The sequence below is a fragment of the Halosaccharopolyspora lacisalsi genome (genome assembly GCF_014137975.1).
Lineage (GTDB): Bacteria > Actinomycetota > Actinomycetes > Mycobacteriales > Pseudonocardiaceae > Halosaccharopolyspora > Halosaccharopolyspora lacisalsi.
Window position 1 is genome coordinate 1,531,273 of the sequence record NZ_JACGWZ010000001.1, and the last position, 24,540, is coordinate 1,555,812.

The window sequence follows — 24,540 nt, forward strand, 5'->3', positions numbered from 1 at the left end:
TGCTGCCTCCGCCCGACCGTGTTCAGTCGCTGCCCTGCGCCTCGCGGAGCAGTTCCACGGGATGCCACGCGCGGTGCCGGCTGCCGTGCTCGATCTGTTGCCGGCAGGAGACTCCCGTGGCGGCCACCACGGTCGTCTCCGGTTCCGCACGCAGGGCGGGGAAAAGCCGGTCGGAACCGACTGCCATGGACAGGTCGTAGTGCTCGGCTTCGAAACCGAAGGAGCCGGCCATGCCGCAGCATCCCGCATCCAGTTCGGTGACCTCCACACCCGGGATGCGCCGGAGCAGGGCCATGGTGGCCGAGGTTCCGACCTCGGCCTTCTGGTGGCAGTGACCGTGGAAGAGGATTCGGCGACCGCTCAGCCAGGAGTCGCTTCGCAGCTGGAGCCTGCCATCGTCGATCGCGGTGACCAGCAGTTCTTCGACCAGCTGCGTCCGACCGGCGATGTCGCGCGCCGTCTCGTCGTCGGGAAGCAGCGAAAGGTGCTCGTCGCGCAGCGTCAGCAGGCAGGAGGGCTCGCACCCCACGATCGGCGCCCCGGACGGAGTCCTCCGGGCGAGCGAGCCCGTCATGTCCCCGGCCTGCTTGGCGGCCTCGTCGAGCAGGCCCTTGGAGATGTTCGCTCGTCCGCAGCACCCGGCCGATTCCAGCTGCACCTGCCAGCCGGCGCGTTCCAAAAGCTCGATGCAGGCCTTGCCGATTCCCGGCTCGGTGAAGGTGGTGAACGAGTCGGCGAGGAAGACCACACTACCGCCGCTCCCGTCTCCGGAGGCGCGACGACGGGAAAACCAGCGCACCAGGTTCCGCCGGGAGAAAGTGGGGAGTGGGCGGTTGGCCGTGATACCCAGCGTGCGCTCCAGGATCCTGCGCAGCGGCCGGATACGGCCGGGCAGGTTCGACAGCGGCGCGGTGGCGGATCCGAAGCGGTTCAGAGACCGGATCGCTCCGAAGACGCGGGAGCGCAGCGGCGTTCCGTGCGCGTCGTGCTCGGCGGCCAGAGCCTCGCTTTTCAGAGCGGCCATGTCCACGCCCAACGGGCACTCGCTCTTGCACGCCTTGCACATCAGGCACAGATCCAGCACCTCGTGCAACCGCTGCTCCCCGAGCGCCGCCGCCGGATCGGGCTCGGAGAGCGCTTTGACCAGCGCGTTCGCCCTGCCCCGCGTGGAGTCCTGCTCGTTGCGGGTTGCCATGTAGGACGGGCACATCACCCCGCTGGTGCTCTTGCGGCACTGCCCTATGTTCATGCAGCGGTCGGCCGCTCCGCGCATCCCGCCCACGACCTCGAAGTTCAGCCGGGTGCGAAGCTCCGGAGCGGGCGGCAGCGCCGCGTCGCGCAGGTTCTCGGTCATCGAAGGCGCCTCGACGATCTTACCGGGATTGAGTCGATTCTCCGGATCGAAGAGTCGCTTGACCTGGCGCATCGTGTCGTAGAGCTCGTCTCCGAAGAGCTGCCGGTTGAACTCGCTGCGGGCGAGGCCGTCGCCGTGCTCGCTGGAGTTCGCACCCCCGTAGGAGCTCACCAGCGCGCGGACCTCCTCGGCCACGGCGCGCATCTTCGCCACCTCGTCGGGTCGGGAGAGGTCGACGAAGGGCCGGATGTGCAAGCAGCCCACCGAGCAGTGACCGTAGAAGCCCGCCGATAGCCCGTGGCGCTCGAGCACCTCGCCGAACCGGGCGGTGTACTCCTCCAAGTACTGCGGGTCCACGGCGGTGTCCTCGACGAAGGCCAGCGGCCGGTTGGTGCCGGTGCTGGCGGCCATCAGCAGCCCGAGGCTGGCCTTGCGTACCTTCAACAGCGCGTTCTGCTGATGCGGGGTCACGGCCCGCAGCGTGTGGTAGCCGTGTCGGTGCCGCTCCCACAACGCGGTCAGACGGTCGAGGCGGGCGAGCAGCTCGGTCTCGTCGTCACCGGTGAAGGTGACGAACAGCAGCGCCTCCGGATCGCCCTCCAGTGCCGAGGCCAGCTCCCGGTACTCGATCCGCTCCCTGGCCAGGTCCAGGATCGTGCGATCCATCAGCTCCACTCCGGAGGGATCGCAGGACAACGCGTCCGTGGTGGCGGCGATCGCCCCGGCCGTGGAAGTGAAGTGCCCCACCGCGATGACCGTGTGCCGCGGCTTGGCGACCAGGCCGACCACCGCCCGGGTGGCCACGGCCAGGGTGCCCTCGGAGCCGACCACGAACTTGGCCAGGTCCAGCGGCCCGTCCTCGGCGACGCGATCCAGCCGGTAACCGCCGGCGCGGCGCCAGAACGAGGGGTAGTTGCCCGCGATGGCCTCCGCGTGCTCCGCCACCAGTTGCGGCAACTCGCGGTAGATCCGTCCTTCGAGGGTCTCGCGCGAGGCGCGGAGAGCCCGTTCGGCATCGGTGACCGGTTCCAGGCGAGCGTTGCCCGCATCGGCGAGCACGGCTTCGATCGCACGCACGTGGTCGATCGTCATGCCGTAGCGCACCGAGCCGCTGCCCGCGGAGTTGTTGCCGATCATCCCACCGATCGTGGCGCGGTTGCTCGTGGAGGTGTCCGGGCCGAACATCAACCCGTGCGGGGCGGCCGCGCGGTTGAGATCGTCCTGCACCGCGCCGGCCTCGACCAGCGCCTGCCCACTGCCGGGGTCGATCTCCAGGACACGGTGCATGTGGCGCGAGAGATCGAGCACCAGCCCCGGACCGACGGTCTGCCCCGCGAGGCTGGTCCCTCCACCTCGGGACAGCACCGGCACCCCGAACTCGCGCGCCACCGCGACCGCCGCGCTCACGTCCTCCGCATGCTGGGGAAAGACGACACCGCGCGGTCGGATCGCGTACATGCTCGCGTCCCGGGAGAACAGCGTTCGGGTGTAGTCGTCGAAGGCGACCTCCCCCTCGACCGCGCGGTGCAACGCGCGGACCAGTTCCTCGTCGCCTTGCGCGGCGGGTGAGGTCTCCTCTGCGGAAACGGAGTTCATTCGGCCTCCAGCCTTTCGAGGGCGGCGGTGAGGCCGCCGGGGGCGATCGGCACACCGGAGGTGCTCAGCCCCAGCTGCACCCCGGCGAGCGTGCCTGCCAGCGTCAGATCGTTGAAGTGGCCCAGGTGCCCGATGCGAAAGACCGTCCCGGCGAGCTTGCCCAACCCCGCTCCCAGTGACATGTCGTAGCGCTGCAGGATCCGTTCCCGCAGCTCGTCGGCATCGTGACCCTCCGGCATCACCACGGCCGTCAGCGCGGGGGAGTGCTCGCGCTCGTCCGCGCACAGCACCTCCAGCCCCCAACCCCGAACCGCCGTGCGGGTGGCCTCGGCGTGCCGCTGGTGGCGGGCGAAGACCGCGGACAGGCCTTCCTCGTGCAGCATCCGCAACGACTCCCGCAGCCCGAACAGCAGATTGGTGGCCGGTGTGTGGGGAAAGGAACCGGCGCGATTGGCCTCCAGCACCGGTTCCCAACTCCAGTACGACCTGGGCATGCGCGCCGTGCGCGCAGCGGCCAGAGCCTTGTCGCTGACCGCGTTGAAGCTCAGTCCCGGAGGCAGCATCAGACCCTTCTGCGATCCGGCGACCGTCACGTCCACGCCCCACTCGTCGTGGCGGTAGTCGACGGACCCCAGTGAGGAGATGGTGTCCACCAACAGCAGCGCCGGATGCGCGGCCTCGTCGACAGCGGCCCGGATCTCGGGGATACGGCTGGTCACCCCGGTCGAGGTCTCGTTGTGCACCACCATCACCGCCTTGATGGCGTGCTCGCGATCGTCGCCGAGTCGTTCGGCGACCTGCGCGGGGTCGACACCGTGGCGCCAGTCGCCCGGGACGAGCTCCACGTCCAGCCCGAGGCGACCGGCCAGCTGCTGCCACAGCGTGGCGAAGTGGCCGGTTTCGAAGCACAGCACCCGATCACCCGGACTGAGGGTGTTGACCAGCGCCGCCTCCCAAGCCCCCGTGCCGGATGCCGGATAGATCACCACGGGCCGGCTCGTTCCGAACACCGCTCCCAGGTTGCCGAGGACGTCCGCTGTGAGCTCCGCGAACTCAGGGCCACGGTGATCGATCGTGGGTGCCGCGATAGCGCGCAATACTCGATCGGGAACATTCGTCGGACCGGGAATCTGCAAGAAGTGACGACCGCTGCGCACAGTCATGGAACCTCTCTGTCACGCCGAACTCCACAATACGGAAAAGACACGGAACAATGACCGTAGCACTCTTCTCAGTGGGCGCACCAGGCCTTTGTCCGGATTCCTCGCCGACGTGCGTCGATGCGCCATTTCGCGCAGCAATTGCGATACAGCGGGAATCGTCTCCTTGACGTCGCTTGTGAATGGTGTCACACTCATCGCTGGAATTATTTCCCATAATATGAGACACAGCGACAAGACTGGAACCCGGGGAGTCTGCATGTCCCTTGAGGTCGTGTCCATCATCGTGTTCATCGTGGTGTTTCTCCTCGCCACGATGATCTCCATCAACATGGGCGTACTCGCCCTGATCGCCGCGTTCGTACTGGGGACGGTCGCGCTCCATCAGTCGGCGGAGGAAATCTTCGCCGGCTTTCCCGGAGACCTGTTCGTCACGCTCGTCGGTGTCACCTTCCTGTTCGCGATAGCGAAAAGCAACGGGACGGTGGACTGGCTGGTCCGAGCCGGAGTGCGAGCCGTCGGAGGTCGGGTCGCCGCGATCCCGTGGGTGATGTTCCTGGTCTCGGCCGTGCTCAGCGCGGTGGGGGCCGTGGTGCCCGCCGCCGTAGCGATCATGGCACCGGTCGGTATCAGCTTCGCCAGGAAGCACGGGATCAACCCCCTCCTGATGGGCCTGATGATCATCACCGGCACCACGGCGGGTGGTTTCTCCCCGATCAGCATCTTCGGCACCATCACCAACGGCGTCGTGGAGCGGAACGATCTGCCGAGCAGCCCGCTGACGCTGTTCCTGGCGACGTTCCTCTACAACGCGGCGCTGGCCGTGATCGCCTACTTCCTCTTCGGCGGCCGCAAGCTGATGCACGCCTCGGCAAGTGCCGTGGAAGCCCGTCGGTCCGCCGAGCCGGTCGCCGTAGCGGAGCCCGCACACGCCAGCTCCGGTGGTGGCCCTTCTTCCGGCGATGCCAGCTCCCCCGGCGGTGCTCTCGGAAGTAGCTCCTCGTCCGCCGAGGCAGGAGACGTCGGTGAGGACCACGATGAGGATCCTGCCGAACGACTGGATCTCAACCGCGCGCTGACCGTGGTCGGTCTGCTCGGCCTCACCGTCGGAGCACTGTTTTTCGGCCTGAACGTGGGAGCGGTGGCACTGATCGTGGGAGCGCTGCTCACGATGGTGTCCCCGAAGAGCGCCCAGGGCGCGGTCAACGGCGTGTCGTGGAGCACGGTGCTGCTGGTCTGCGGCATCGTCACCTATGTTTCGGTACTCCAGAACATCGGAACGATCGACTTCCTCGGCGAGCAGGTTTCCCAGCTGGGCATCCCGTTGCTCGCCGCGCTGCTGATCTGCCTGATCGGCGGTGCGGTCTCGGCGTTCGCCTCCACCACGGGAATCCTCGGTGCGCTGATCCCGCTTGCGGTGCCGTTCCTGCTCGGCGGTGAGATCGGCGCGGTCGGTCTGATCGCGGCGTTGGCGATATCGTCCTCGGTGGTGGACTCCAGTCCCTTCTCCACCAGCGGTGCTCTGGTCACCGCCAACGCTCCCGAGGACATGCGCGACATGGTTTTCCGCAGACTCATGGCCTGGGGGCTCAGCCTGATCCTGCTGGCTCCACTGTCCACATGGCTGATACTGGTGCTCCCCGGCTGGCTGTAGACAGGAGGGTGGCTCCGGCAGAACCGCTGGACTCGGACGTACACCGAGCCCGCGACGTCGATGTCGCTCTGGACACGTCGAGAAGCAACTGGCGGTAGGTGGTTCGAGCAACGCTGTGCCACACCACCGGAAGGAACACCTCGCCCACGACTCCGGCGGCCGGAGGCCGGTTCGCCGGGGCCGTGCTGCTCGGGCGGTCTCCTGGTTCCTCACGTCCGCCACGTGGGCGCGGAGACCTGAGCTCACATGCTCGCCCTGATCGACCTGTCTCCCGGGCCCACTACGACCGCGAACGCGCCCAAGGCAAACACCACAACGCCGCCCTCTTCGCCATGCTCGCAAGACGAGGCCCACTACCAGCAGCCAACGCCCCCCACCGCTTGACCAACCAGGTAGGGACACGTTGCGGAGTCAACCCGACCGGATGTTGCGGTGGCGCGGGAGAAGCGTTCACTCCTGCGGCGGGGAACCGGAGCGTCCGGGCGGGGAGCACGAGCCGGTCGAGCGGTTCTCGCGGAGCTGGGTCATGACTTCCCGGCGGAACTCCGCCGGGGTCCGGCCGGCCCCTCCTCTGAACACCTGCCCGAAGTGGGAGGCGCCCTTGAAACCCCAGCGTGCGGCGATGGCGGCCACCGGGAGGTTCGCCATGTGCGGGTCCGCCAGGTCGCGCTGACACATTTCGACGCGCCGGGCCCGTATCCACGCGGCCACCGTGAAGTTCGTTCCCGCGAACAAGTCGTGCAGGTACCTCGGTGACACGTAGTGCGCCGCCGCGACACCGACGGGGCCCGCGCCAGGACCTCGCCGACGGGGGCGGCTTCGGTGACGCGCACGGCCAGCGAGTACGTTCCCTCGGCCCGTTTGGCCAGCCCCAGTGCCATCCAGGGCTCCAGTTCCGGACGCAACCCCAGATCGGGGCGCCGGCGGGCGGGGTTGTATCTGAGTTCCCGACACGAATCGATATGCACGGTGTACCTCCCGGAAGCGGCCATCCGTTTCTGGCCTTGCCGGTGGCGACCGTCCGGCGCAGCGCCACAGCAGACGGTCATCGGGTTGATCACGACCGTCCAATCGAGGGCGCGCCCGGAGTTGTCCTCTCGGGACGCAGCACTCCGGGGAGCGCGGAGCTTGCGGTCGCCGTACAGACGAGAGCAGCTGGTGCCTGATCAGGGCGCGCCGGGACGTGCTGGATCCGGCCGGGGGTGTTTGTCGGTGCCGGCCGCATGGGGACGAGCCCGCGGCTCGTCCCGGGGTGCCCGCGTCGGGAGGTGCGCACCGGGCGCGGATCAGCGCTGTGCGGCGCCAAGCAGGTCGCACAGGTCGGGATGGGCGTGGTGGGCGACTCCTGGTCCACTTCGGATGCTCGGGTGTGCACCGTGGCCGCACGCAGCCCGTCGCCTCGGCGGGTGGTGCCGGCGGATGCCCGAATACGTGTGCGCTGGCCTGCGCCGACCATCCAGCCCAGGTCCGTCTCGGACTCGTGATGCTGCAGCAGGTGCTGCTCGATGGGATCAGGTTCGCCGCGAGTGCCCCTTTCCGCGAAGTGCTCCCTCCCCGCTCACGCCATCGTAGGGTCGACAACGTGCCGGGATGAGGAAACCCGAATACCTCGATGGATTAGCTTCACGGCCTTGCATTCCCGGCCATGGCCGGGAATGCAAGGCCAACTCGGCATGGAAGCCGGCCGGGTCTCTCAATCACGAGCTCACCGGAACCGCCCTGGCTCGACCCGGCTTGGATCAGGCGCTCGCAGCGATGCGAACGGCGATACGCTCGTGGTACCGGAGCTCGACCGCCTGGCGCGCTCGGTGCCGGATGCTCGCGCCGTCGGCGATGCTTTGGCCGAGCCAGGATGTGGCGCTCCTGCTCAGCTGCCGGGATTTGACGAGTCACGGGTCTCGCGCTGCTCGGGTTCGCCTGGGTGGCGATGTTGCCGGAGCTCAGGGTTTGAGGACGACCTTGGTCCACCCGTGCTCGCGGGCGTCGAAGTTGGCGTAGGCGGAGGGCGCTTGGTCCAGCGACAGTTCGTGGGAGACCAGGAAGGAGGGCTTCGCGCGGTCCTTGTGGATCACCTCGGCGAGGAACCGGTTGTAGGCTTTGACGTTGGCCTGCCCGGTGCCCATCCGCTGGCCGGAGAACCAGAACTGGCCCATGTCGAAGGCGAGCTTGCCCTGCTGGGCCAGTTCGTCCGGGCCGTCCGGGTCCTGCGGTAGGAAGATGCCGACCACGCCGAGCGCGCCGGTGGCCTTCACGGAGCTGACCAGGTTGTTCATGATCGCGCTGGGGTTCTCGGTGCCGTGCGGGTCGTGTGCTTGATAGCCCACGCACTCGCAGCCCTTGTCCGCACCGTGCCCCCCGGTGTGCTCGCGGACTTGCTCGACCGGGGAGCCTTGCGAGTCATCGATGGGGACGGCCCCGATCTGCTCGGCGAGCTTGAGCCGGTCGGGGTGGCGATCGACCAGCATCACCGTACTGGCCCCGCGCAGTAGTGCTGAGTACGCCGCCATCAACCCGACGGGGCCGGCGCCGTAGACCACCACGGATTCTCCGGGGGAGACGTCGGCCAGTTCCGTGGCGTGATAGCCGGTCGGAAAGATGTCGGCCAGCATCACGTAGTCGTTTTCCTTGTCCTGGGCGTCCTCGGGCAGCACCAGGCAGTTGAAGTCGGCCCAGGGCACTCGCAGGTACTCAGCCTGGCCTCCGCTGTAGGAGCCCATCCCGGCGAAGCCGTACGCCCCACCGGGGGTGTCGGAGTCCACGCTCAGGCAAAAGCCGGTCTGACCGCGTTCGCAGTTCGCGCAGAAGCCACATCCGATGTTGAACGGCAGGCACACCCGGTCACCGCGCTGGACGCGGTCGACGCCGCTGCCGACCTCCACGACCTCACCGAGGTTCTCGTGCCCGAGGACCCGTCCGTGCTCCATCGGAGTGCGCCCCTCGTACATGTGCAGATCCGAGCCACAGATGTTGGTGCTGGTGATGCGGACCAGCACATCAGCGGGGCGCTCCAGGCGCGGGTCCGGGACGTCCTTGAGAGACACCTCGCGCGGGCCGTCGTACACCAGTGCGCGCACAGTAGTTGCACCCCTTCTCAATCAGGAACGACGTGTCTGTACCCACGGTCACGAGAGCTGCTCACCAGTACCGGCACGCAGACCACCAGACGCGGCCGTCTTCGCAGGACTACCCACCGCGCGCCGATGTATGTCTCTGTCGCTGCGCCAGCGCGGAGACATCAGTCGCCCCGGCAGCACACCGGGCGTGAAAAAGTAATCGGCACGGGTGGGCGCAGCGATCGGCCCCACCCGGTATGGAGCGCCTTGCTCGGAGTGCCGGAGTGAGCACACCGCGTTCGGGTGGGTCTCGCTGGAGAGCTCGTCGAACTCTCACACACAGCCGAGTCCGGCCGCCCGTGCTGTGAGAGACGACCGGGACCAAGCCCGGCTCGGAATCCGGGTCCGGTGCTCCTGACACCGACTCGGGCCGCGCAGTGGCACGTTCTCGTAGCTCAGCGGGCTACCACGCCGACGATCGCGCACAGGAGCACCCGCTCAGCAACGGTCGACAAGCGCCCTCACCAGTAATAGCGCTCCACTGTGCACCCCGGGCCACGTTCAGGAGTACCAGACCCAAAACCTGACGCATCCGGTTCCCACCCGAGTTCCTGGAGCGCTTTCAACGGCTCGACGAACGGCGCGGAGAAACGGGTCGCGGGAGGTTCGTGATCTGCGCTGGTCTGCCGGTTCGGCCGGGCTCAACTCGCGGACGGGTCGACCAGGACGTAATCCTCGGGCAGGGGCTCGTCTGCGAGGTGGGCCTGCAGCATTTCCGTGATGCCCGCGGCGATGCGCTGCTGGGCCTGGAGGGTCATGCCCGAGCAGTGGATCGTCATGGCGTGGTCGGGCATGGTGCGCCACGGGTGGTCGGCCGGGGCGGGTTGCGGGTACCAGGTGTCGCCGGCGTAGCCGCCGAGGTGGCCGCTTTCCAGGGCTTCTACGAGTGCGTCCCGGTCGACGATCGGACCGCGTGCGGTGTTGACCAGCCAGGCTCCGGGTTTCATCGCCGCCAGGCGCTCACGGCCGATCAGGGCCTGGCTGCCGGTCATCAGCGGCAGGGCCAGGCACACGACGTCGGACTCGGTGATGAGGTCGTCGAGGCGGGCGTACTTCACTCCCAACACCGATTCGTCGGCCGGAGTGCGGCGGTGGTTGGCGTAGTAGAGCATCCGCACGTCGAAGGCCTTCAGCCGCAGCGCCGTGCGCGCCCCGATCGCGCCGAGGCCGACAAGGCCGACGGTCTTGCCCTCGAGGTCGTGGGCCCTCTCGGCGACTGCGGCCACGTCCCAGCGCCCGTCGAGGACCTGGTGATAGGCCGGCATCATGTTGCGCACCAGCGCCAGGATCTGCATGACGTTGTGCTCGGCGACGCTGACGACGTTGGAGCCGGTGACCTCGGCGAGACCGATGCCGTGTTGGCGGGCGGTTTCCCAGTCGACGTGGTCGGAGCCGATGCCGGCGTTGAGGACCAGTTTCAGGTTCTTCGCCGCCCCGAGGCGCTCCGCGCTGAGATACACCGGCCAGAACGGCGTGGTGATCAGCACCTCCGCGTCGGCGAGCTCTCGATCCAGCCCGTCACCGGTCTCGGTGGTGCCGACCAACGTGTGGCCTCGCTGCTCCAGCAACGGGCGCAGCCCCAGCGCGTTCTCGGCAGCAGCGATCACAGCCGACTCGTCCCGGACGTTGCCGGTCGGGTAGGAAACGTAGACGACCTTCACGCGCCCCCCTTGCATGCGGCGGCTGGCACCTCGTTCTGATCGTTCTGACCAGTCGCATACCCGGCAGCGGAGACCCGAAAACTCGACGACGGGTTCGCCGGTCGACACGTTCGGTGCAGACCGTTTCCAAGTGAGCTGACAATCGTCTCGCCGACACGAGCCTCCGACGCACCGAGAAGGCACGGGACGGACACGGCCGGGCCGGTGGGCGGCAGCGGATGCGCGCTGCCCTGTTCGAGGTGCAGCCGGAGCACGGCTGAAACCGACGTCGTCCTCGCCCGTGCCGCGCGGTACGGGCGAGGTTTGTGGCGCGGTTACGGTCCTCGTGCACCGGGTGGTTGCGCGCGACGCGTCGAACATTCAGCGCCCAGGACCTGAAGTCCCATTTCCTGGAGCACGTGGCCATGGAGGAGTGGACTCATGCGAGTCACGTTGAGCTACGGTGCGGCGACATCAGGGTGGAGGACGACCCCGGCGCCAAGCTGGTGGAAACGACCGAGCTGACCGCGTCGCAGGTCGAGTACTCGCTGCTGGAACGCACCGTGGAGGGCGAGCTGCTGCCCATGACCGAGGAACTCGGCCTCGGCGTCACTCGTGGGCCCGCTGCGCGGAGGGCTGCTGTCCGGCGAGTACACGCGGGAGAACGCGGACACCACCCGGCCCGACCGCGGCGAGAACATGACGGGGCAGCTGACCGAGCAGGACTACGCGCTGATCGAGCAACTGCGCGAGGTCGCCGACGGCCACGGCAGCACGGCCGTGGCCCTGGCCTGGGTCCAGCAGCGCTCCCGGGTGAGCTCGACCGTCATCGGGTCACGCCGGTGCGGATGCCGACGGCGATGGGCGGCAGCGGGCAGGGCCCAACCCCGAGCAGCTGTTCGCCGCCGCCTACGCCGCGTGCTTCCACGGTGCGCTGCGGCTGACGGCCACAAACAGCGGCACCACGGTCCCCGACGGGGCAACCATCGACGCCGGGGTCGGCATCGGACCGGACGAGACCAGCTTCGGCCTCACCGCGGCCCCGACCGGCCACCTGCCGGACCTGGACCAGCAGACCGCCGACGATCCCGGAGTGCGGAGCTCCCCCGAGCGGTTCTACGGTGGCACCGTGTACCAAACCCCCGCCGGAGCACTGCTCGGACTGCGCCCGGTGGCCCCCGCAGGACAACGGTTCGCCTCCGAACACGCCGGCCTGGACCACGCCGGTTTCCGGGTCGACTCCCGTGAGGACCTGGTGGCCGCTCGTCAGCGGTTCTGCGTCGCCGGGATTCCCCACGGAGAGGTCACCGACCTGCCGGAGGTGGGTCTGGCCATCCTCTCCTGCAGCGACCCCGACGGCATCCACCCCGCCCCGTCCACCTCCTTGCCCTGATCCGGCCACCCGCCCCGGACCTCCCGGGCACGTGCGTACCGACGACGCGCACACGGTCCGCAGAGGCCGGAACCGGGAAGTCCACCCTGGCCTCACCGAGTGAACGAAAGACGTCGTCGACGATCGAGGAGCAACGATGCGAGCCGTGCAGGTCGCCCGAGCGGGCGCCCCACTGGAACTGGTCGAACGGGACGCTCCCCAGGTCCGCGACGATCAGGTGCGGGTGCGCGTGGAAGCGTGCGGAGTCTGCCACAGCGACATGTGGGCCAAGGAGGGAGTGCTGCCCAGCACGCCGTATCCGATCGTCCCCGGTCACGAGATCGTGGGAGTGATCGACGAGCTCGGTCCGGCGGTGACCGGACCGTGGCAGCGGGGAGAACGAGTGGGGATCGGCTGGTTCGGCGGGTCCTGCCACCACTGCGAGTCCTGCCGGCGGGGCGACTTCGTCACCTGCCCGAACGGCACGGTCCCCGGTATCACCTTCGACGGGGGCTACGCCGAGCACGTCGTGGTCTCGGCCGACGCCCTGGTCCGCATGCCCGCCGAACTGTCCGCGGTCGAGGCCGCGCCGCTGCTGTGCGCCGGCGTCACGACCTACCACGCGCTGCGGGAGAGCACCGCCCGGCCCGGTGACCGCGTCGCCGTGCTCGGCGTCGGTGGACTGGGGCACCTGGGCATCCAGTTCGCCGCCCGGATGGGCATGGAGGTCGTCGCGATCTCCCGCGGCCCCGGCAAGGCCGACCTCGCCCACCAGCTGGGTGCGCACCACCACATCGACAGCCAGGCCACCGACCCCGGCCGGGCCCTGGCCGAGCTCGGCGGTGCCCAAGTGGTGCTGGCGACCGCGGCCAGCGGGGCGGCGGCCAGCCAGACCGTGTCCGGGCTCGCGGCCCGCGGCCAGCTGCTGGTGCTCGGCGCGGCCGACGATCCGCTGCAGGTGGCGGCTCCCTCGCTGATCATGCCAGGCGCCTCGATCGTGGGGCACCCCTCCGGGACCTCGAAGGACTCCGAGGACACGCTCCGGTTCGGCCGGCTCACCGGGGTCCGACCGATGATCGAGACCATGCCGCTGGAAAAGGCGCCCGAGGCCTACGAGAAAATGATCAACAACGAGGCCCGGTTCCGCATGGTCCTGACCACCTGACCGACACCGACGTGGACACGTCGACGGGCCACCGTCACGGCCCGTCGCGAAACGAGGAGGATCCGTCATGGCACTGGTGCGAGTCGGTACCGAGAACAGCGCTCCGGTCGAGCTGTACTACGAGGACCACGGCTCGGGAAGCCCGGTCGTGCTCATCCACGGGTGGCCGCTCAGCGGCCGGTCCTGGGAGAACCAGGTCCCGGAACTCGTGGAAGCGGGCCACCGCGTGATCACCTACGACCGCCGCGGTTTCGGTCGCTCGTCGCAACCGTGGAACGGCTACGATTACGACACGTTCGCCGCCGACCTCGACGCACTGCTGAACCACCTCGACCTGCGGGACGCGACGCTGGTCGGCTTCTCGATGGGCGGCGGCGAGGTCGTGCGCTACCTCAGCCGCTACGGCACCGACCGCGTGGCCGGGGCCGTGTTGGCCTCCGCGGTGCCGCCCTACCTCTACCAGAGCGCGGACAACCCCGCCGGTGGGCTGGACGACGCGACGATCCAGCAGTTCCGCGACGGCGTGCGCGGCGACCGCATCGCGTTCCTCGACGGGTTCGTCACCACCTTCTTCACCGCCGGCGAGCGCTCCGACCTGGTCAGCGAGCCCAACCGCCGCTACCACCTCGAGATGGCCTCCTTCGCCTCGCCGAAGGGCACGCTGGACTGCATCACCGCGTTCGGGCTCACCGACTTCCGCGCGGAGCTCGCCGAGGTGTCCGCACCGACGCTGGTCATCCACGGCGACTCCGATGCGATCGTGCCGTTCGAGGTCAGCGGCAAGCGCTCCCACGAGACGATCACCCACAGCTCGCTGGCGCTGATCAAGGGCGGTCCGCACGGGCTCAACGTCACCCACCCCGAGCAGTTCAACCGCGCCCTGCTCGACTTCCTGTCCTGAACGGCCACGAGGACGTCGTGCTCCCCCGAGAAGACGCGGCCGCTTACGACACCACCCGGCCCTACGAACTGTCGTTCCGGGAAACCTACGAGTCCTCGTTGCCGGCTCGACCCCGCACGGCCCTGGACCGTCCGCTGACTTCCTCCGCGCTCGCACCGCCCACCCGGTGGTCACGGGACCAGGTGCTTCAGCGACTCATCGGGACGTTCTTCGACCGACAACGACTACAGCGCGTCCGGGAAAGACCTCGCCGACCCGGCGCTCGCCCACCGGAGCCCGTTGTCGCTCGCGGCACGCTGGGACGGCGCGGCGGCGGCGCTGCAGGGAAGCGGCCTGCATGAACCGGTGTACCCGCTTGCGCGAGACCTGCTCACCCCATCGAGCCAGCAGGCTGCCCTCCGGGTGCCCACTCGGTGGCGATGCCGTTCCGTGATGTTGATGATTTTTCCGTTGGTGTTTCATCGTTGCTCCGTTGTTCCGACGGTTTCTTGTCGAGCCATTCGTGGACCCTGACGGCGCACATCCGGCATGCGGGAGGTGGACGTCGCCGTGTGCTCCGGTTGGTCTTCGGGTCATTCGACGTCGACGACCGAGTACCTCACTTCGGGTGATGCGCGAAGTGCTCCGTCGCCCGCTTCAAAAATCGAGCTCCATGCGCACCGTGTTGTAGTCCTTGCGGAGCTGTTCCAGTTCAGCGCGTTTCGAGTCGCCAACGTTCCCTCGGTCACCTCGAGATCGCGGGCAACTTCGACGACCGGATTACCCGACTCAGGTGCCAACTCTGCCCCACGGGCGCGATACTCGGCAGTGCGCCTCCGCCGCGAAGCCGTCATGGTCAACCTGTTTCACAGCGAGTCGATCACCGCTCTCGCCTGTCCGCTGTGGGAACTGTCCAGGAGGCAGCACGAGCTCGGTGATGGCCTCCCCGGTGGGCGGCCGTTCTGGTCGGTGTCGAAGGGCCGGTGGCGCGGGGTCGTGTCCTTCGTGGAGGAACCAGGTGCTCTGTCCATCCTCAGTTTTGACGGATCGGGCGCGTGGGTAGTCGTGAACTGGATCTTGTGAGGAGGGAATCCCATGGAGCGCAACAGAGTGGTGATCGTGGGAGGTGGATTCGCCGGATATCACGCGGCGGAACACCTCGCCAAGAGCGTGGATCCGAACGAGACCGAGATCGTTCTGATCAACCCCACGGACTACTTCCTGTACCTTCCGCTGTTGCCCGAGGTCGCGTCCGGCATCTTGGATCCTCGATCGGTCTCGATCCCGCTGCCCGGGGCGTTCCCCGGTGTGCGGTTCGTCCTCGGTGAGGTCACCGCGGTGGACCCGGATCGCCAGGAGCTGACCTATACCGATCCCGAGGACAACACGGGTTCGCTGTCGTTCGACCGCGTGGTGCTGGCTGCGGGCAGCGTCAACAAGCTGTTGCCGATTCCGGGAGTCGCCACGCACGGGCACGGCTTTCGGGGTGTTCCGGAGGCCCTGTACTTCCGCGATCACGTGACCCGGCAGGTCGAGCTGGCGGCCGCTACCGACGACCAGCAGGAGCGCGACGCCCGATGCACGTTCGTCGTGGTCGGCGCCGGGTATACGGGGACGGAAGTTGCTGCCCAGGGCCCGTCGTTCACCGACATGCTCGCGAAGCGGCACCCGGAACTCAGCGACCAGCCGATGCGCTGGCTGCTCTTGGACGTCGCACCACGCGTGTTGCCGGGGCTCGACCGACGACTTTCCCGGACGGCTGACAGCGTCCTGCGCAAACGCGGTGTCGAAGTGCTGACCGAGACGTCGATCGGGGAGGCGTCCGACTCGGGCGTCACGTTCAAGAGCGGTCAGTTCGTGCCCACGCGCTCGCTGATCTGGTGCGTGGGTGTTCGACCGGATCCCCTCGTGGAGGCGCTCGGCTTGGAGACCCAGCAGGGCAGGCTGGCCGTGACCGAGCAGTTGTCGGTGCCTGGACACGCACATGTGTTCGCCTGCGGAGACGCGGCCGCGGTACCGGACTCTCAGAATCCTGGTGAACTGGCACCGATGACGGCTCAGCACGCCGTGCGGCAGGGCAAGCTCGCGGGCCGCAACGTTGCCGCGTCCCTCAAGCGGCAAGCGTTGTCCCGCTACCGCCACAGGGATCTCGGTTTCGTGGTGGATCTCGGAGCCCGAAAGGCCGCGGCGAACCCGTTGCACGTTCCCATGTCCGGGCTGCCGGCGAAGGCCGTCACGCGCGGCTATCACCTGATGTCCATGCGTTCCAACCGGATACGCGTCGCCACCGATTGGTTCCTGGACGCCACGAGCCGCCGTCAACTGGTGCAACTCGGCATGGTCCGTTCCGGAACCGTGCCGCTGGACACCGCGTCGCCGGAGGTGCCGAACCTGCGCTCGAACGGGGGGACTGAGCAGGAGAGCACCGAAGGCTGAATCACGCCCGACCAGGACCCCTCCCGACAGAGGAGCTGTTGATGAAGGCCGTGCGCTTCCACGCGCAAGGTGATTTGCGAGTCGAAGATCTCGACGAGCCGACCGTCGGTCCCGGTGAGGTGAAGCTGAAGGTCGAGTGGTGCGGTTTGTGCGGCACCGACCTCCACGAGTACACCGCCGGACCGATCTTCGTGCCCACTCGGGACGCGCCGCATGCAGTCACGGGCGAAAGCGCGCCGGTGGTGCTGGGACACGAGTTCTCCGGACGAGTCGTCGAATGCGGCGAAGAAGTCGCGCGGGTTTCCCGCGGCGACAACGTCGCTGTGGAACCGCTGGTCCGGGACAACACGTGCAACGCCTGCCAACGCGGTCTCTACAACGTGTGTGACAACGTCGGGTTCCACGGTCTTAGCGGTGGTGGGGGTGGCCTCTCCGAGTACACGGTCGTCCCCGAGTTCATGGTGCACCGCCTGCCGGACGGGATGAGCACCGAGATCGGCGCCCTGATCGAGCCGATCGCAGTGGGTTGGCACGCGGTTCAGCAGGCGAACTTCCGGGCTGGCCAGACCGCGCTCGTGGTCGGGGCCGGACCGATCGGTCTGGTCACCGTGCTCGCGCTCGAGGCAGCAGGTGCCCGGTGGGTGGCGGTCAGCGAGATGGCTGATGCCCGCAAGAAGAAGGCAGAGCAGTTCGGTGCGGATCTCGTGCTCGATCCGCAGGAGGACGACGTCGCTGCTAAGGTCCACGAACTCACCGGCGGAGGTGTGGACGCGGCGTTCGAATGCACCGGCAAGAAGTCGACGCTGGAGACGGCGGTGCACTCCGCCCGTCGGCACGGCGTGGTGTGCAACGTCGCCATCTGGGAGCAGCCCACCGAGCTGCGGATGAACGACTTGGTGTTCACCGAGGTCGCGTTGACCTCAAGCCTGGCCTATGCGCACGACTTCCCCGCCGTGCTGGCCGCGGTGCAGGACGGCAGGATCGACGCGAGCCAGCTGATCACCGCTCGAATCGACCTGGAAGACGTGGTCCGGGGAGGATTCGAGGAGCTCGTCGACAACAAGGACCAGCACGTGAAGATCCTCGTGCGGCCCTGACTTCGCGTGGAGCTCGTCGCGACCGGGGAACCAGGCCCGGGAAGGCGTGGTGCCGAGCCACCGGTTCCGGGGTCCTGCTCGGGCCGCTGACCCGTTTGGCGGTCAAGGGCCGTCCGGGCGGGCCCGCGGTCCGCCCTCACCACCGTTCGCGGCCGCGTCGCCATGGTGGTTGCCCGTCCGGGTCTATCACCACCCGGCCGAGTGGACCGGCCCACGCTCGGGTCAGTTTCGAGACCCGTGGTCGGGGGTGGAAGCGCAGGTGTCCTGGTGGCCGGGTGGACGTCCGCCCGCTGGCGTGCCATTCGTCGAGAGCGGTCGCCGACCGGCGCAAGACCGCAGCTGCCTGCTCCGGATCGACGAGGTCCTCGACGTCGTCCGCGTCCCGACCCAGGTGCTCCCGCAAAAGGCGCAACCGGAGGTCTTGGGCGAATCCGTGCGAACGCGAGCCGTCCGGGCACGACTCGTCGACGACCGCGGCTGTGAGTTCGGAATCATACGTCCACGATCTGCGGTTGAGATTGGCCGAGCCCACCGTGCTCCAGACGTCGTCGACGACGCACACCTTCGAATGCACGTAGATCGGCAGTCCCTCGGTGTTCTCCAGCTCGTAGACGTCCAAGCGGTCGCCGCCAGCCGCGTGCAGCAGATCCAGGGCTTTCCGGTGCGCCACGTCGCTCGTCGCGACGTGCACCTTGCCCGCCTTGTCGGGCCTGCTGGGCAGCACGGCGACCATGCGCAGCGCCGGCTCCCGGCGCAAGGCTTCGGCGAAGACCTCCGCGACCATCGGCGACCACAGAAACTGATCCTCGACGTAGATGAACCTGCGGGCGTTGCGGAGGGCTTTGACGTAGCCACGCGCGATGCTCACCTCTCCGCGTGGCGCGAACGGGTAGCGCGGAATCTTGCTCGGGTAGGTGCGCAACAGTTGTACCGCGTGCGAACCGCAGCGAGGCGGCGCTGGGAGCTGGTTCGGTAGTGCGATCCGTCCACGCTTGTTGGTACGAAACTTCTCGCGGAGCCCGTGGAACGGCTGGCGCCGGGAGGACGTCGTGTCGTGCCACCGCTCTCGGAAGCAGTGCTCGACCGCGGCCACGGCCGGCCCGCGCACTGCGAGGTGCGCATCGTGCCACGCCGGTCGCGAACCGTAGACCCGGGCTATCGAGGGCAGCACCTGGGGATCGCCGTGATGGTGGGAGTCGTCGCGCCGGCTCGGGCAGGGATCGATACCTCCGATCAGCGCGACATCGGAATCGGGGCGTCCGGGCCGACGAATCACGACGAACTTCTGGTGGTGGGCCCCGAAGGCCCGTATCCGCTGGTCCAGCACCGCGAAGCCGCCGAGGCGGTACAGCAGGTCGACGAAGCTCCTGTTCTGCGGGACGAAGTCCTTGCGCACGTCCAGGTACTGGCACCAGAAGAGCCCACGGACGATGACGCCGGCATCGAGGGCCCGGGCGCACTCGGCGCCGATCGATGGTCCGGCCGCCTGGAGCCGTTGAGTCGGATCGCCGATGAACGCGGAGAGGTAGACCTGATCCCCAGCAGTGGTGTCGGCGAGTTCCGAGAGCAAGCGGTGAAAGTACTCTTGCCCGTCCACCAGGATCCGCACCTGATTGTTGACGGACCAAGCGGCGTCGTCCGGCTCTCGACGATCGATTTCCGTTGCCGGGTTGCCGCGTTCGGCAGCGGTCAGGAGCCACTTCCGCGCGGCGCCACCTTCGGGCACGGAATCCAACGGTGCTACGACCTCCTCGTTCCCGGGGCGCGACCAGCGATCTTCGCGGCCGCTGGCGACCCTTCCACACGACGGTCCGCACTCGTGAGTCACCCCGGTCGCCGTTCAACCGACGTGGCGCGCGAGCACGACGCAGGAGCACCGCGGTGGGACGGGGCCCATCATCGAAAACTGTCCAGGGCAGCTCAGGGAAGAGCTGCTGGGACGGCAGGAGGGGCGGTCGAAGCGGCACTCCGGAGTCGCCGCGCATCGCCATCCCGCTGTACGGGTCGTCGACCGGTGCCGGGCGTGTTCCGCTGTACCGGGAGGACGTGGTGCTGGTGTACGCCCAGCCCCTCGGACCCACCAGCAGGGTTCAGTGGAGTGGGCGTGCTACGGAGACCACGCACGCGGGGAGGACGACGACCGCGCTGGTCGTTGCTCGAGGTGGTGGATGTCAGCGATGCGTTGGACGATCTGACCGCCGACTTGCATGCGCGGCACTTCCGGGGCATCGACTTCTACCGCGCTCGCTCCCCACCCGTCCGGCGAGCAGTTCTGACAACACCCCGCCCCGGATCGCTTTCGCCGCGACGGGCGAGTCGCTCCGAGAAATCCTGCCCGTTGAAGCGGCTTCGGATTCCGCGTTCGCTCGGGCCATGCAGCGCTGAGGGCATCGGCCGTCCGGCTTCCGCCGGAGTCGGGCTCAGCCCAGCGCAGGCTTCCGCAGCGGGGCCCTCGCCCGGGCGACGGTGGTGGAGGTTCCGCTTCCTCGTTTCGGAACGTTCTGCCTACTCCTGCCCCGTGCCTCGGTAGACCGGGCGGTCGGCCGCGGCGAGGGAGCTCAGGACCTGGAGCTCGCCGGGCCGGTTGCCCGCAGCGGCGAGGCGTGACAGCGCCTGGGCCCGCTCGTGCAGTCCGAGGGACGCGCATTGACCGGCCGCGGCGCGGAGGCTGCGCCGCTCCGCGTCGAACCAGGCCTCGGGGTCGACGAGCAGCCGGTCCGCGAGCACGCGGCCAGCACCTGCGTGAAGTGGGGCGGATCGATCGGTGCCGAGTCCTACACCAGCGGTTCCGAACACTGCGGATGAGCGACCGCGCGGGCCGGGATCGATGCGATGGTCGGTGCGGGCGCGGTCGGTTTCGCGGGAAACGGCGGCCGGTCTCGGGAAACCCCCGACCGTTGGTGCGACTTCAGCGCTCCTCTCCGGCCCCCGAGGACGGCGGGGCGATCCCGGCAGATCGCCCCGCCGGAGAGTCCACCGCGAGATCGCGGTTCAGACGACTGCGGTCATGCCGCCGTCGACGAACACGACCTGGCCGTTGACGAACGAGGAGGCGTCGGAGGCCAGGAACACCGCCGGGCCGACCAGGTCACCGGTGTCGCCCCATCGTCCCGCGGGCGTGCGGCCGGTCACCCAGTCGCTGAAATCGGGATCGGCCACCAGCGTGGAGGTCAGCTCGGTCGCGATGTAGCCGGGAGCGATTCCGTTGATCTGTAACCCGTGCCCGGCCCACTCGGCGGTCATGGCCCGTGTGAGGTTCCGCAGCGCCCCTTTGGCGGCCGCGTACGGCGCGATCGACGGTCGGGCCAGCTCGGTCTGCACCGAGCAGACATTGATGATCTTGCCGTTTCCGCGGTGCACCATGCCGCGCGCCACCGTCCGGCCCACGATGAATGCACTGGTCAGGTCGGTGCGCAGCACCGTCTCCCAATCCTCGACCGAGAGATCGAACATCGATTCGCGGTGCTGAAAGCCCGCGTTGTTGACCAGGATGTCGATGCCGCCGTGCCGGGCGTTGATCTCGGCGACGCTCTCGGCGACGGCGGTCTCGTCGGTGACGTCGAAGCACACCCCCTCGCACGTGGCCTGCGGCACGGCCGCGCGCAGGGCGTCGCGGGCGTCGAACACCCGCTGCCGGTCGCGGCCGTTGAGCAGCACCGTCGCGCCGGCTTCGGCGAGGCCGGTCGCGACGACGTTGCCGATGCCGCGGCTGCTGCCGGTGACGAGCGCGACGCGACCGCTGAGATCGAACAGCTCGGATACCAACGAACGCTCCAATCAAGCGAGGACGAACAGGAGGGAGGAGAGGGCGAAGCCCATCAAACCGATGGTGGTCTGCATGACGGTCCAGGTTTTCAGCGTTGTCTTCACGTCCATCCCGAAGAAGCGTCCCACCAGCCAGAACCCGGAGTCGTTGACGTGTCCCGCGGTGACCGACCCGGCCGCCAGCGCCAGCACCAGCGCGGCCAGCTGGACCGAGCTGAAGTCCTGCTCGAGCACCACCGGCTGAACCAGGCCGGCGGCCGTGGTCAGCGCGACGGTGGCCGAGCCCTGCGCGACCCGGATCACGGTAGCGATCACGTACGCGGCGACGATCACCGGCATACCGATGTTCGACATGACGCCGGCGAGCGCATCGCCGATGCCGCTGGCCTGCAGAACACCGCCGAACATGCCGCCCGCGCCGGTGATCAGGATGATCGCGCAGACCGGGCCGAGGGCCGAGTCCAGCAGCTTCTCGACGACCTCCTGGCTACGCCCCCGGCGGGTGCCCAACACGTAGGTGGCGACGAAAACGGTGATGAGCAGCGCGACCGACGTGTCGCCCAGGGCGCGGGCGACCTGGAACCAGCCGGCGTCGGAGTCGACCCAGCCCGCTTCACCGGCGGTGTTCAACCCCGTGTTGGCGAAGATCAGCAGCAGCGGAAGCAGCAGCAGCGAGATCACGGTCCGCGCGGGCGGAGGGTTGTCGTCCTGCTCCACCGGGCTGCCGCCGTTGAGCAGTTCCGGAACCGGCAGGACGATCCGCTTGCCCGCCCAGAGGCCGTACAGGTAGCTGGTCACGTACCAGGTGGGGACCGCGGTCACGAGGGCGAACGCCAGAACCAGGCCGACATCGGCGCCCAGCAGGCCGCTGGCCGCGACCGGCCCCGGGTGCGGTGGCACGAAGATGTGCATCACCGAGAACGCGCCCGCCGCGGGCAGGCCGTAGCGCAGCACACCACCGCCGAGCCGGCGCGCCACCGCGAACACGATCGGCAGCATCACGACCAGGCCCGCGTCGAAGAAGATCGGAAAGCCGAAGATCAGCGAGGCGATGCCCAACGCCAGCGGCGCGCGCCGCTCGCCGAACCTGTTCAGCAGCGTGTCGGTCAGCGACTGCGCACCTCCGCTGACTTCGAGCAGCCTGCCGAACATCGCACCGAGCCCGACCAGCAGTGCCACGCTGGCCAGGGTGGAGCCGAAGCTCTCGGTGAGGGTGTCGATGATGCTGCCGGCCGGGATGCCGGCCGCGAACGCGGTGGCGAGGCTGACCACGACCAGCGCGAGGAAGGCGTGCACGCGCAGTTTGATGATCAGGAACAGGAGGACGGCGATCGCGGCTGCGGCGATGCCGAGCAGCGGGCCCGACCCCATGGTCTGCGTCCAGCCGTCGATGTTCATTCACAAGCTCCGTTGCTTTGTCCGGGGATCGGTGGTCACCGCACGGCGGGACAGGTGTTGAGGTCGAGCGCCGCGAGGGTCTGCCGCACGAGGTCTTCCGGGGGGTTGGCGGTGTCGACGGTCGTCCCGTCCTCGTCCGGTTCGAGTGGTTCGAGATCGTCGAACTGCGAATGCAGCAGCGACGAGGGCATGAAGTGTCCGGAACGGCTCGTGAGCCGCCCTCCGATGGTTTCGGCGGTGCCGGAGAGGTGCACGAACCGCACGCTCGCCCGGGACTGCCGCAGCACGTCGCGGTACGTCCGCTTCAGCGCGGAGCAGGTCACGATCGTGCTCGTCCCGTCAGCCGAGTGCCGTGCGCTCCAGTCGCGGATGCTCCGCAGCCATGGCATCCGGTCGTCGTCGGTGAGGGGCAGACCCGCCGTCATCCTGTCGATGTTGGCTTCGGGGTGGAAGTCGTCGGCCTCGGCCGAGGGCCACTGGAGGTGGTGTGCGAGCAGCTGCGCGACGGTGCTCTTGCCCGCCCCCGAAACGCCCATCACAACCAGGCATGTGGAGCTCATACGCCTCCTCGTCGAGCTGTGTTGATCGATGTGGGAAGTTCACCCGGTGTTACGTACTACCTTTGACGCCGAAAGGTATCACCAAAATGTGTGACTGGGAATACACGATCTACTGGGTAGTCTGCGTGTGTGAAATCAGCAGGCGTCGAGCGGGAGAACAGCGTGACGAGGTCCGGAGGCGGACGCGAGGGGAGTGAGCAGCGGGGCGGCTCGGCGAACAACACGACGTCGGCGAGCACCGGGGGCGAAGCGAAGGCCGGAGTACTGCACAGCGGCGTGGTGGACACGGTCGGCCGGGAGATCACCGACGGCCGGTTGCCGGACGGGCACGTGCTGACGCTCGACGTGCTCGAAGAGCGCTTCGGAGTCTCGCGCACGGTGGCGCGGGAGGGCATGCGGATCCTGCAGTCGATGGGGCTGGTCACCTCGCGGCGGAGGGTCGGCATCACGGTGCAGCCGCGGGACTCCTGGAACGTGTTCGACCCACGCGTGATCTGGTGGCGCCTCACCGGCGAGGGGCGCGACGCTCAGCTGCGCTCGCTGACCGAGCTGCGTATCGCGGTCGAACCTCTGGCCGCGGCCGCGGCCGCGCGCAACGCCTCGGGCGAGGTGCGTTCGCGGGTGGTGGATCTGTCGGCGACGATGCGTGCCAGGGGTGAAGCCGGCGAGCTCGACGACTTCCTCGAAGTCGACATCGCGTTCCACACGGCGCTGCTGCGATCCAGCGGCAACGAGATGTTCGAGGCGTTGGCCGACGTGGTCGCCGCGGTGCTGCGGGGCCGCACGCAACTGGGGTTGATGCCGCACCAGCCGGTGTCGCAGGCGCTGACGCTGCACGAACAGGTGGCGGAGGCGGTCGCCGATGCCAGGTCGGACGACGCCGAGGGCGCCATGCGGGAACTGCTCACCGAGGTCCGCGACGCCATGGTCCCGGTGTGGCGGCGGTCGTCCGGTGGGTAACGAAGCACCGGCGATCGATGAACGCTCCCCTCCACGTTCACCACCGGTTCGTCGGCACGCTGGCACGGCGACGCCCGTGCTCGTCAACGAAGCGCGCCTCCTCGGGGTAGCAGGACACGTCTCCGATCGTCGGCAGCCCCCTTCCACGGTCGCTCGACCGAGACGACATCTATCGCCCCGGACATCTCCAGTGCGTCCACGGGTGGTCATACGTGGTGTGTTGCGTGCTCTGCCGAGTCGGGGCCGAATGCACGGGGAGTGTCGCTGTTTCGCTGAGGCTGGTTCCTCCGCGGAGGCATTGCGCGGGTCCACGTGCGGGGTGAGTGAAAGGTCGTCGGAGGCCTGCCGGGGGAGCATGGGGATGACACGGGGCTTCCTGCTTGATCTGCT

General features: G+C 68.5%; 18 protein-coding genes and 2 pseudogenes. 9 read left to right on the forward strand and 11 right to left on the reverse strand.

Features of this window, described 5'->3' with window-relative positions:
- Window positions 1-22: 22 nt before the first annotated feature.
- Both FHX42_RS07440 and FHX42_RS07445 read right to left on the reverse strand, forming a co-directional pair.
- Entirely contained in the window at window positions 23-2,950 is a 2,928-nt protein-coding gene (locus FHX42_RS07440) for an FAD-binding and (Fe-S)-binding domain-containing protein (protein WP_182543336.1), read from the reverse strand.
- Window positions 2,947-4,113, reverse strand: coding sequence for a pyridoxal-phosphate-dependent aminotransferase family protein (locus FHX42_RS07445; RefSeq protein WP_182543337.1), 1,167 nt, complete (start codon window positions 4,111-4,113; stop codon window positions 2,947-2,949). The genes FHX42_RS07440 and FHX42_RS07445 overlap by 4 nt, the downstream gene beginning before the upstream one ends.
- Window positions 4,114-4,369: 256 nt before the next feature.
- On the opposite strand from FHX42_RS07445, the gene FHX42_RS07450 reads away from it, so the two are divergent.
- Window positions 4,370-5,764 carry an SLC13 family permease gene (locus tag FHX42_RS07450; RefSeq protein WP_182543338.1) on the forward strand — a complete coding sequence of 465 codons (1,395 nt, stop codon included), beginning with the start codon at window positions 4,370-4,372 and terminating at the stop codon, window positions 5,762-5,764.
- A gap of 450 nt (window positions 5,765-6,214) precedes the next feature.
- Here FHX42_RS07450 and FHX42_RS27010 read toward each other — a convergent pair whose 3' ends face one another.
- The 4 genes from FHX42_RS27010 to FHX42_RS07475 all read right to left on the reverse strand — a co-directional run bounded on the left by FHX42_RS27010 (window position 6,215) and on the right by FHX42_RS07475 (window position 11,218).
- On the reverse strand, window positions 6,215-7,150 hold the full coding sequence (locus tag FHX42_RS27010; RefSeq protein ID WP_182543339.1) for a helix-turn-helix transcriptional regulator: 936 nt from the start codon (window positions 7,148-7,150) through the stop codon (window positions 6,215-6,217).
- A 554-nt stretch (window positions 7,151-7,704) separates the two neighbouring features.
- A complete protein-coding gene (locus FHX42_RS07465) occupies window positions 7,705-8,838 on the reverse strand; it encodes a glutathione-independent formaldehyde dehydrogenase (RefSeq protein ID WP_182543340.1) in 1,134 nt (377 codons plus the stop codon).
- 680 nt (window positions 8,839-9,518) lie between these two features.
- Complete coding sequence (locus FHX42_RS07470) at window positions 9,519-10,538, reverse strand: NAD-dependent formate dehydrogenase (protein WP_182543341.1); 1,020 nt, start codon at window positions 10,536-10,538, stop codon at window positions 9,519-9,521.
- A 437-nt stretch (window positions 10,539-10,975) separates the two neighbouring features.
- Window positions 10,976-11,218 (reverse strand): hypothetical protein, encoded by a 243-nt coding sequence (locus tag FHX42_RS07475; RefSeq protein ID WP_182543587.1) that lies wholly within the window; start codon window positions 11,216-11,218, stop codon window positions 10,976-10,978.
- Here FHX42_RS07475 and FHX42_RS27710 point away from each other — a divergent pair.
- The 7 genes and pseudogenes from FHX42_RS27710 to FHX42_RS07500 all read left to right on the forward strand — a co-directional run.
- Window positions 11,157-11,300: pseudogene (locus FHX42_RS27710) on the forward strand (hypothetical protein); the annotation flags it as partial. The gene FHX42_RS07475 and the pseudogene FHX42_RS27710 sit on opposite strands and share 62 nt — an antisense overlap.
- Window positions 11,301-11,403: 103 nt before the next feature.
- A pseudogene (locus FHX42_RS27300) lies at window positions 11,404-11,526 on the forward strand (organic hydroperoxide resistance protein); the annotation flags it as partial.
- Between the two features lie 84 nt (window positions 11,527-11,610).
- Window positions 11,611-11,910, forward strand: coding sequence for a VOC family protein (locus tag FHX42_RS27305; protein WP_328795944.1), 300 nt, complete (start codon window positions 11,611-11,613; stop codon window positions 11,908-11,910).
- A 136-nt stretch (window positions 11,911-12,046) separates the two neighbouring features.
- On the forward strand, window positions 12,047-13,054 hold the full coding sequence (locus FHX42_RS07485; protein ID WP_182543342.1) for an alcohol dehydrogenase catalytic domain-containing protein: 1,008 nt from the start codon (window positions 12,047-12,049) through the stop codon (window positions 13,052-13,054).
- A 67-nt stretch (window positions 13,055-13,121) separates the two neighbouring features.
- The gene (locus tag FHX42_RS07490) at window positions 13,122-13,955 is read left to right on the forward strand and encodes an alpha/beta fold hydrolase (protein WP_182543343.1); all 834 of its coding nucleotides are present in this window, start codon (window positions 13,122-13,124) and stop codon (window positions 13,953-13,955) included.
- Between the two features lie 1,074 nt (window positions 13,956-15,029).
- Window positions 15,030-16,370 (forward strand): NAD(P)/FAD-dependent oxidoreductase, encoded by a 1,341-nt coding sequence (locus tag FHX42_RS07495; RefSeq protein WP_182543344.1) that lies wholly within the window; start codon window positions 15,030-15,032, stop codon window positions 16,368-16,370.
- A gap of 41 nt (window positions 16,371-16,411) precedes the next feature.
- Window positions 16,412-17,467 (forward strand): 2,3-butanediol dehydrogenase, encoded by a 1,056-nt coding sequence (locus FHX42_RS07500; RefSeq protein WP_182543345.1) that lies wholly within the window; start codon window positions 16,412-16,414, stop codon window positions 17,465-17,467.
- Between the two features lie 136 nt (window positions 17,468-17,603).
- Here FHX42_RS07500 and FHX42_RS07505 read toward each other — a convergent pair whose 3' ends face one another.
- From FHX42_RS07505 to FHX42_RS07525, 5 genes are all read right to left on the reverse strand, one after another.
- On the reverse strand, window positions 17,604-19,193 hold the full coding sequence (locus tag FHX42_RS07505; RefSeq protein WP_328795968.1) for a phospholipase D family protein: 1,590 nt from the start codon (window positions 19,191-19,193) through the stop codon (window positions 17,604-17,606).
- A gap of 779 nt (window positions 19,194-19,972) precedes the next feature.
- Complete coding sequence (locus tag FHX42_RS07510) at window positions 19,973-20,194, reverse strand: hypothetical protein (RefSeq protein WP_182543347.1); 222 nt, start codon at window positions 20,192-20,194, stop codon at window positions 19,973-19,975.
- Between the two features lie 264 nt (window positions 20,195-20,458).
- On the reverse strand, window positions 20,459-21,232 hold the full coding sequence (locus tag FHX42_RS07515) for an SDR family oxidoreductase (RefSeq protein WP_182543348.1): 774 nt from the start codon (window positions 21,230-21,232) through the stop codon (window positions 20,459-20,461).
- A gap of 12 nt (window positions 21,233-21,244) precedes the next feature.
- Window positions 21,245-22,630, reverse strand: a complete 1,386-nt coding sequence (locus FHX42_RS07520) for a GntP family permease (RefSeq protein ID WP_182543349.1) — start codon at window positions 22,628-22,630, stop codon at window positions 21,245-21,247.
- A gap of 35 nt (window positions 22,631-22,665) precedes the next feature.
- Window positions 22,666-23,190: a gluconokinase gene (locus tag FHX42_RS07525; RefSeq protein WP_182543350.1), complete on the reverse strand. Its 525-nt coding sequence runs from the start codon at window positions 23,188-23,190 to the stop codon at window positions 22,666-22,668.
- A gap of 276 nt (window positions 23,191-23,466) precedes the next feature.
- On the opposite strand from FHX42_RS07525, the gene FHX42_RS07530 reads away from it, so the two are divergent.
- On the forward strand, window positions 23,467-24,150 hold the full coding sequence (locus FHX42_RS07530) for a FadR/GntR family transcriptional regulator (RefSeq protein WP_328795969.1): 684 nt from the start codon (window positions 23,467-23,469) through the stop codon (window positions 24,148-24,150).
- The last annotated feature ends 390 nt before the right edge of the window (window positions 24,151-24,540 follow it).

Excerpts from the sequence above, each read along its gene's own strand:
- FHX42_RS07500 (WP_182543345.1), top strand. The coding sequence starts at position 16,412 with ATGAAGGCCGTGCGCTTCCACGCGCAAGGTGATTTGCGAGTCGAAGAT.
- FHX42_RS07485 (WP_182543342.1), top strand. The coding sequence starts at position 12,047 with ATGCGAGCCGTGCAGGTCGCCCGAGCGGGCGCCCCACTGGAACTGGTC.
- FHX42_RS07495 (WP_182543344.1), top strand. The coding sequence starts at position 15,030 with ATGGAGCGCAACAGAGTGGTGATCGTGGGAGGTGGATTCGCCGGATAT.
- FHX42_RS07445 (WP_182543337.1), bottom strand. The coding sequence starts at position 4,113 with ATGACTGTGCGCAGCGGTCGTCACTTCTTGCAGATTCCCGGTCCGACG.
- FHX42_RS07450 (WP_182543338.1), top strand. The coding sequence starts at position 4,370 with ATGTCCCTTGAGGTCGTGTCCATCATCGTGTTCATCGTGGTGTTTCTC.
- FHX42_RS07475 (WP_182543587.1), bottom strand. The coding sequence starts at position 11,218 with ATGTTCTCGCCGCGGTCGGGCCGGGTGGTGTCCGCGTTCTCCCGCGTG.
- FHX42_RS07525 (WP_182543350.1), bottom strand. The coding sequence starts at position 23,190 with ATGAGCTCCACATGCCTGGTTGTGATGGGCGTTTCGGGGGCGGGCAAG.
- FHX42_RS07490 (WP_182543343.1), top strand. The coding sequence starts at position 13,122 with ATGGCACTGGTGCGAGTCGGTACCGAGAACAGCGCTCCGGTCGAGCTG.
- FHX42_RS07440 (WP_182543336.1), bottom strand. The coding sequence starts at position 2,950 with ATGAACTCCGTTTCCGCAGAGGAGACCTCACCCGCCGCGCAAGGCGAC.
- FHX42_RS07520 (WP_182543349.1), bottom strand. The coding sequence starts at position 22,630 with ATGAACATCGACGGCTGGACGCAGACCATGGGGTCGGGCCCGCTGCTC.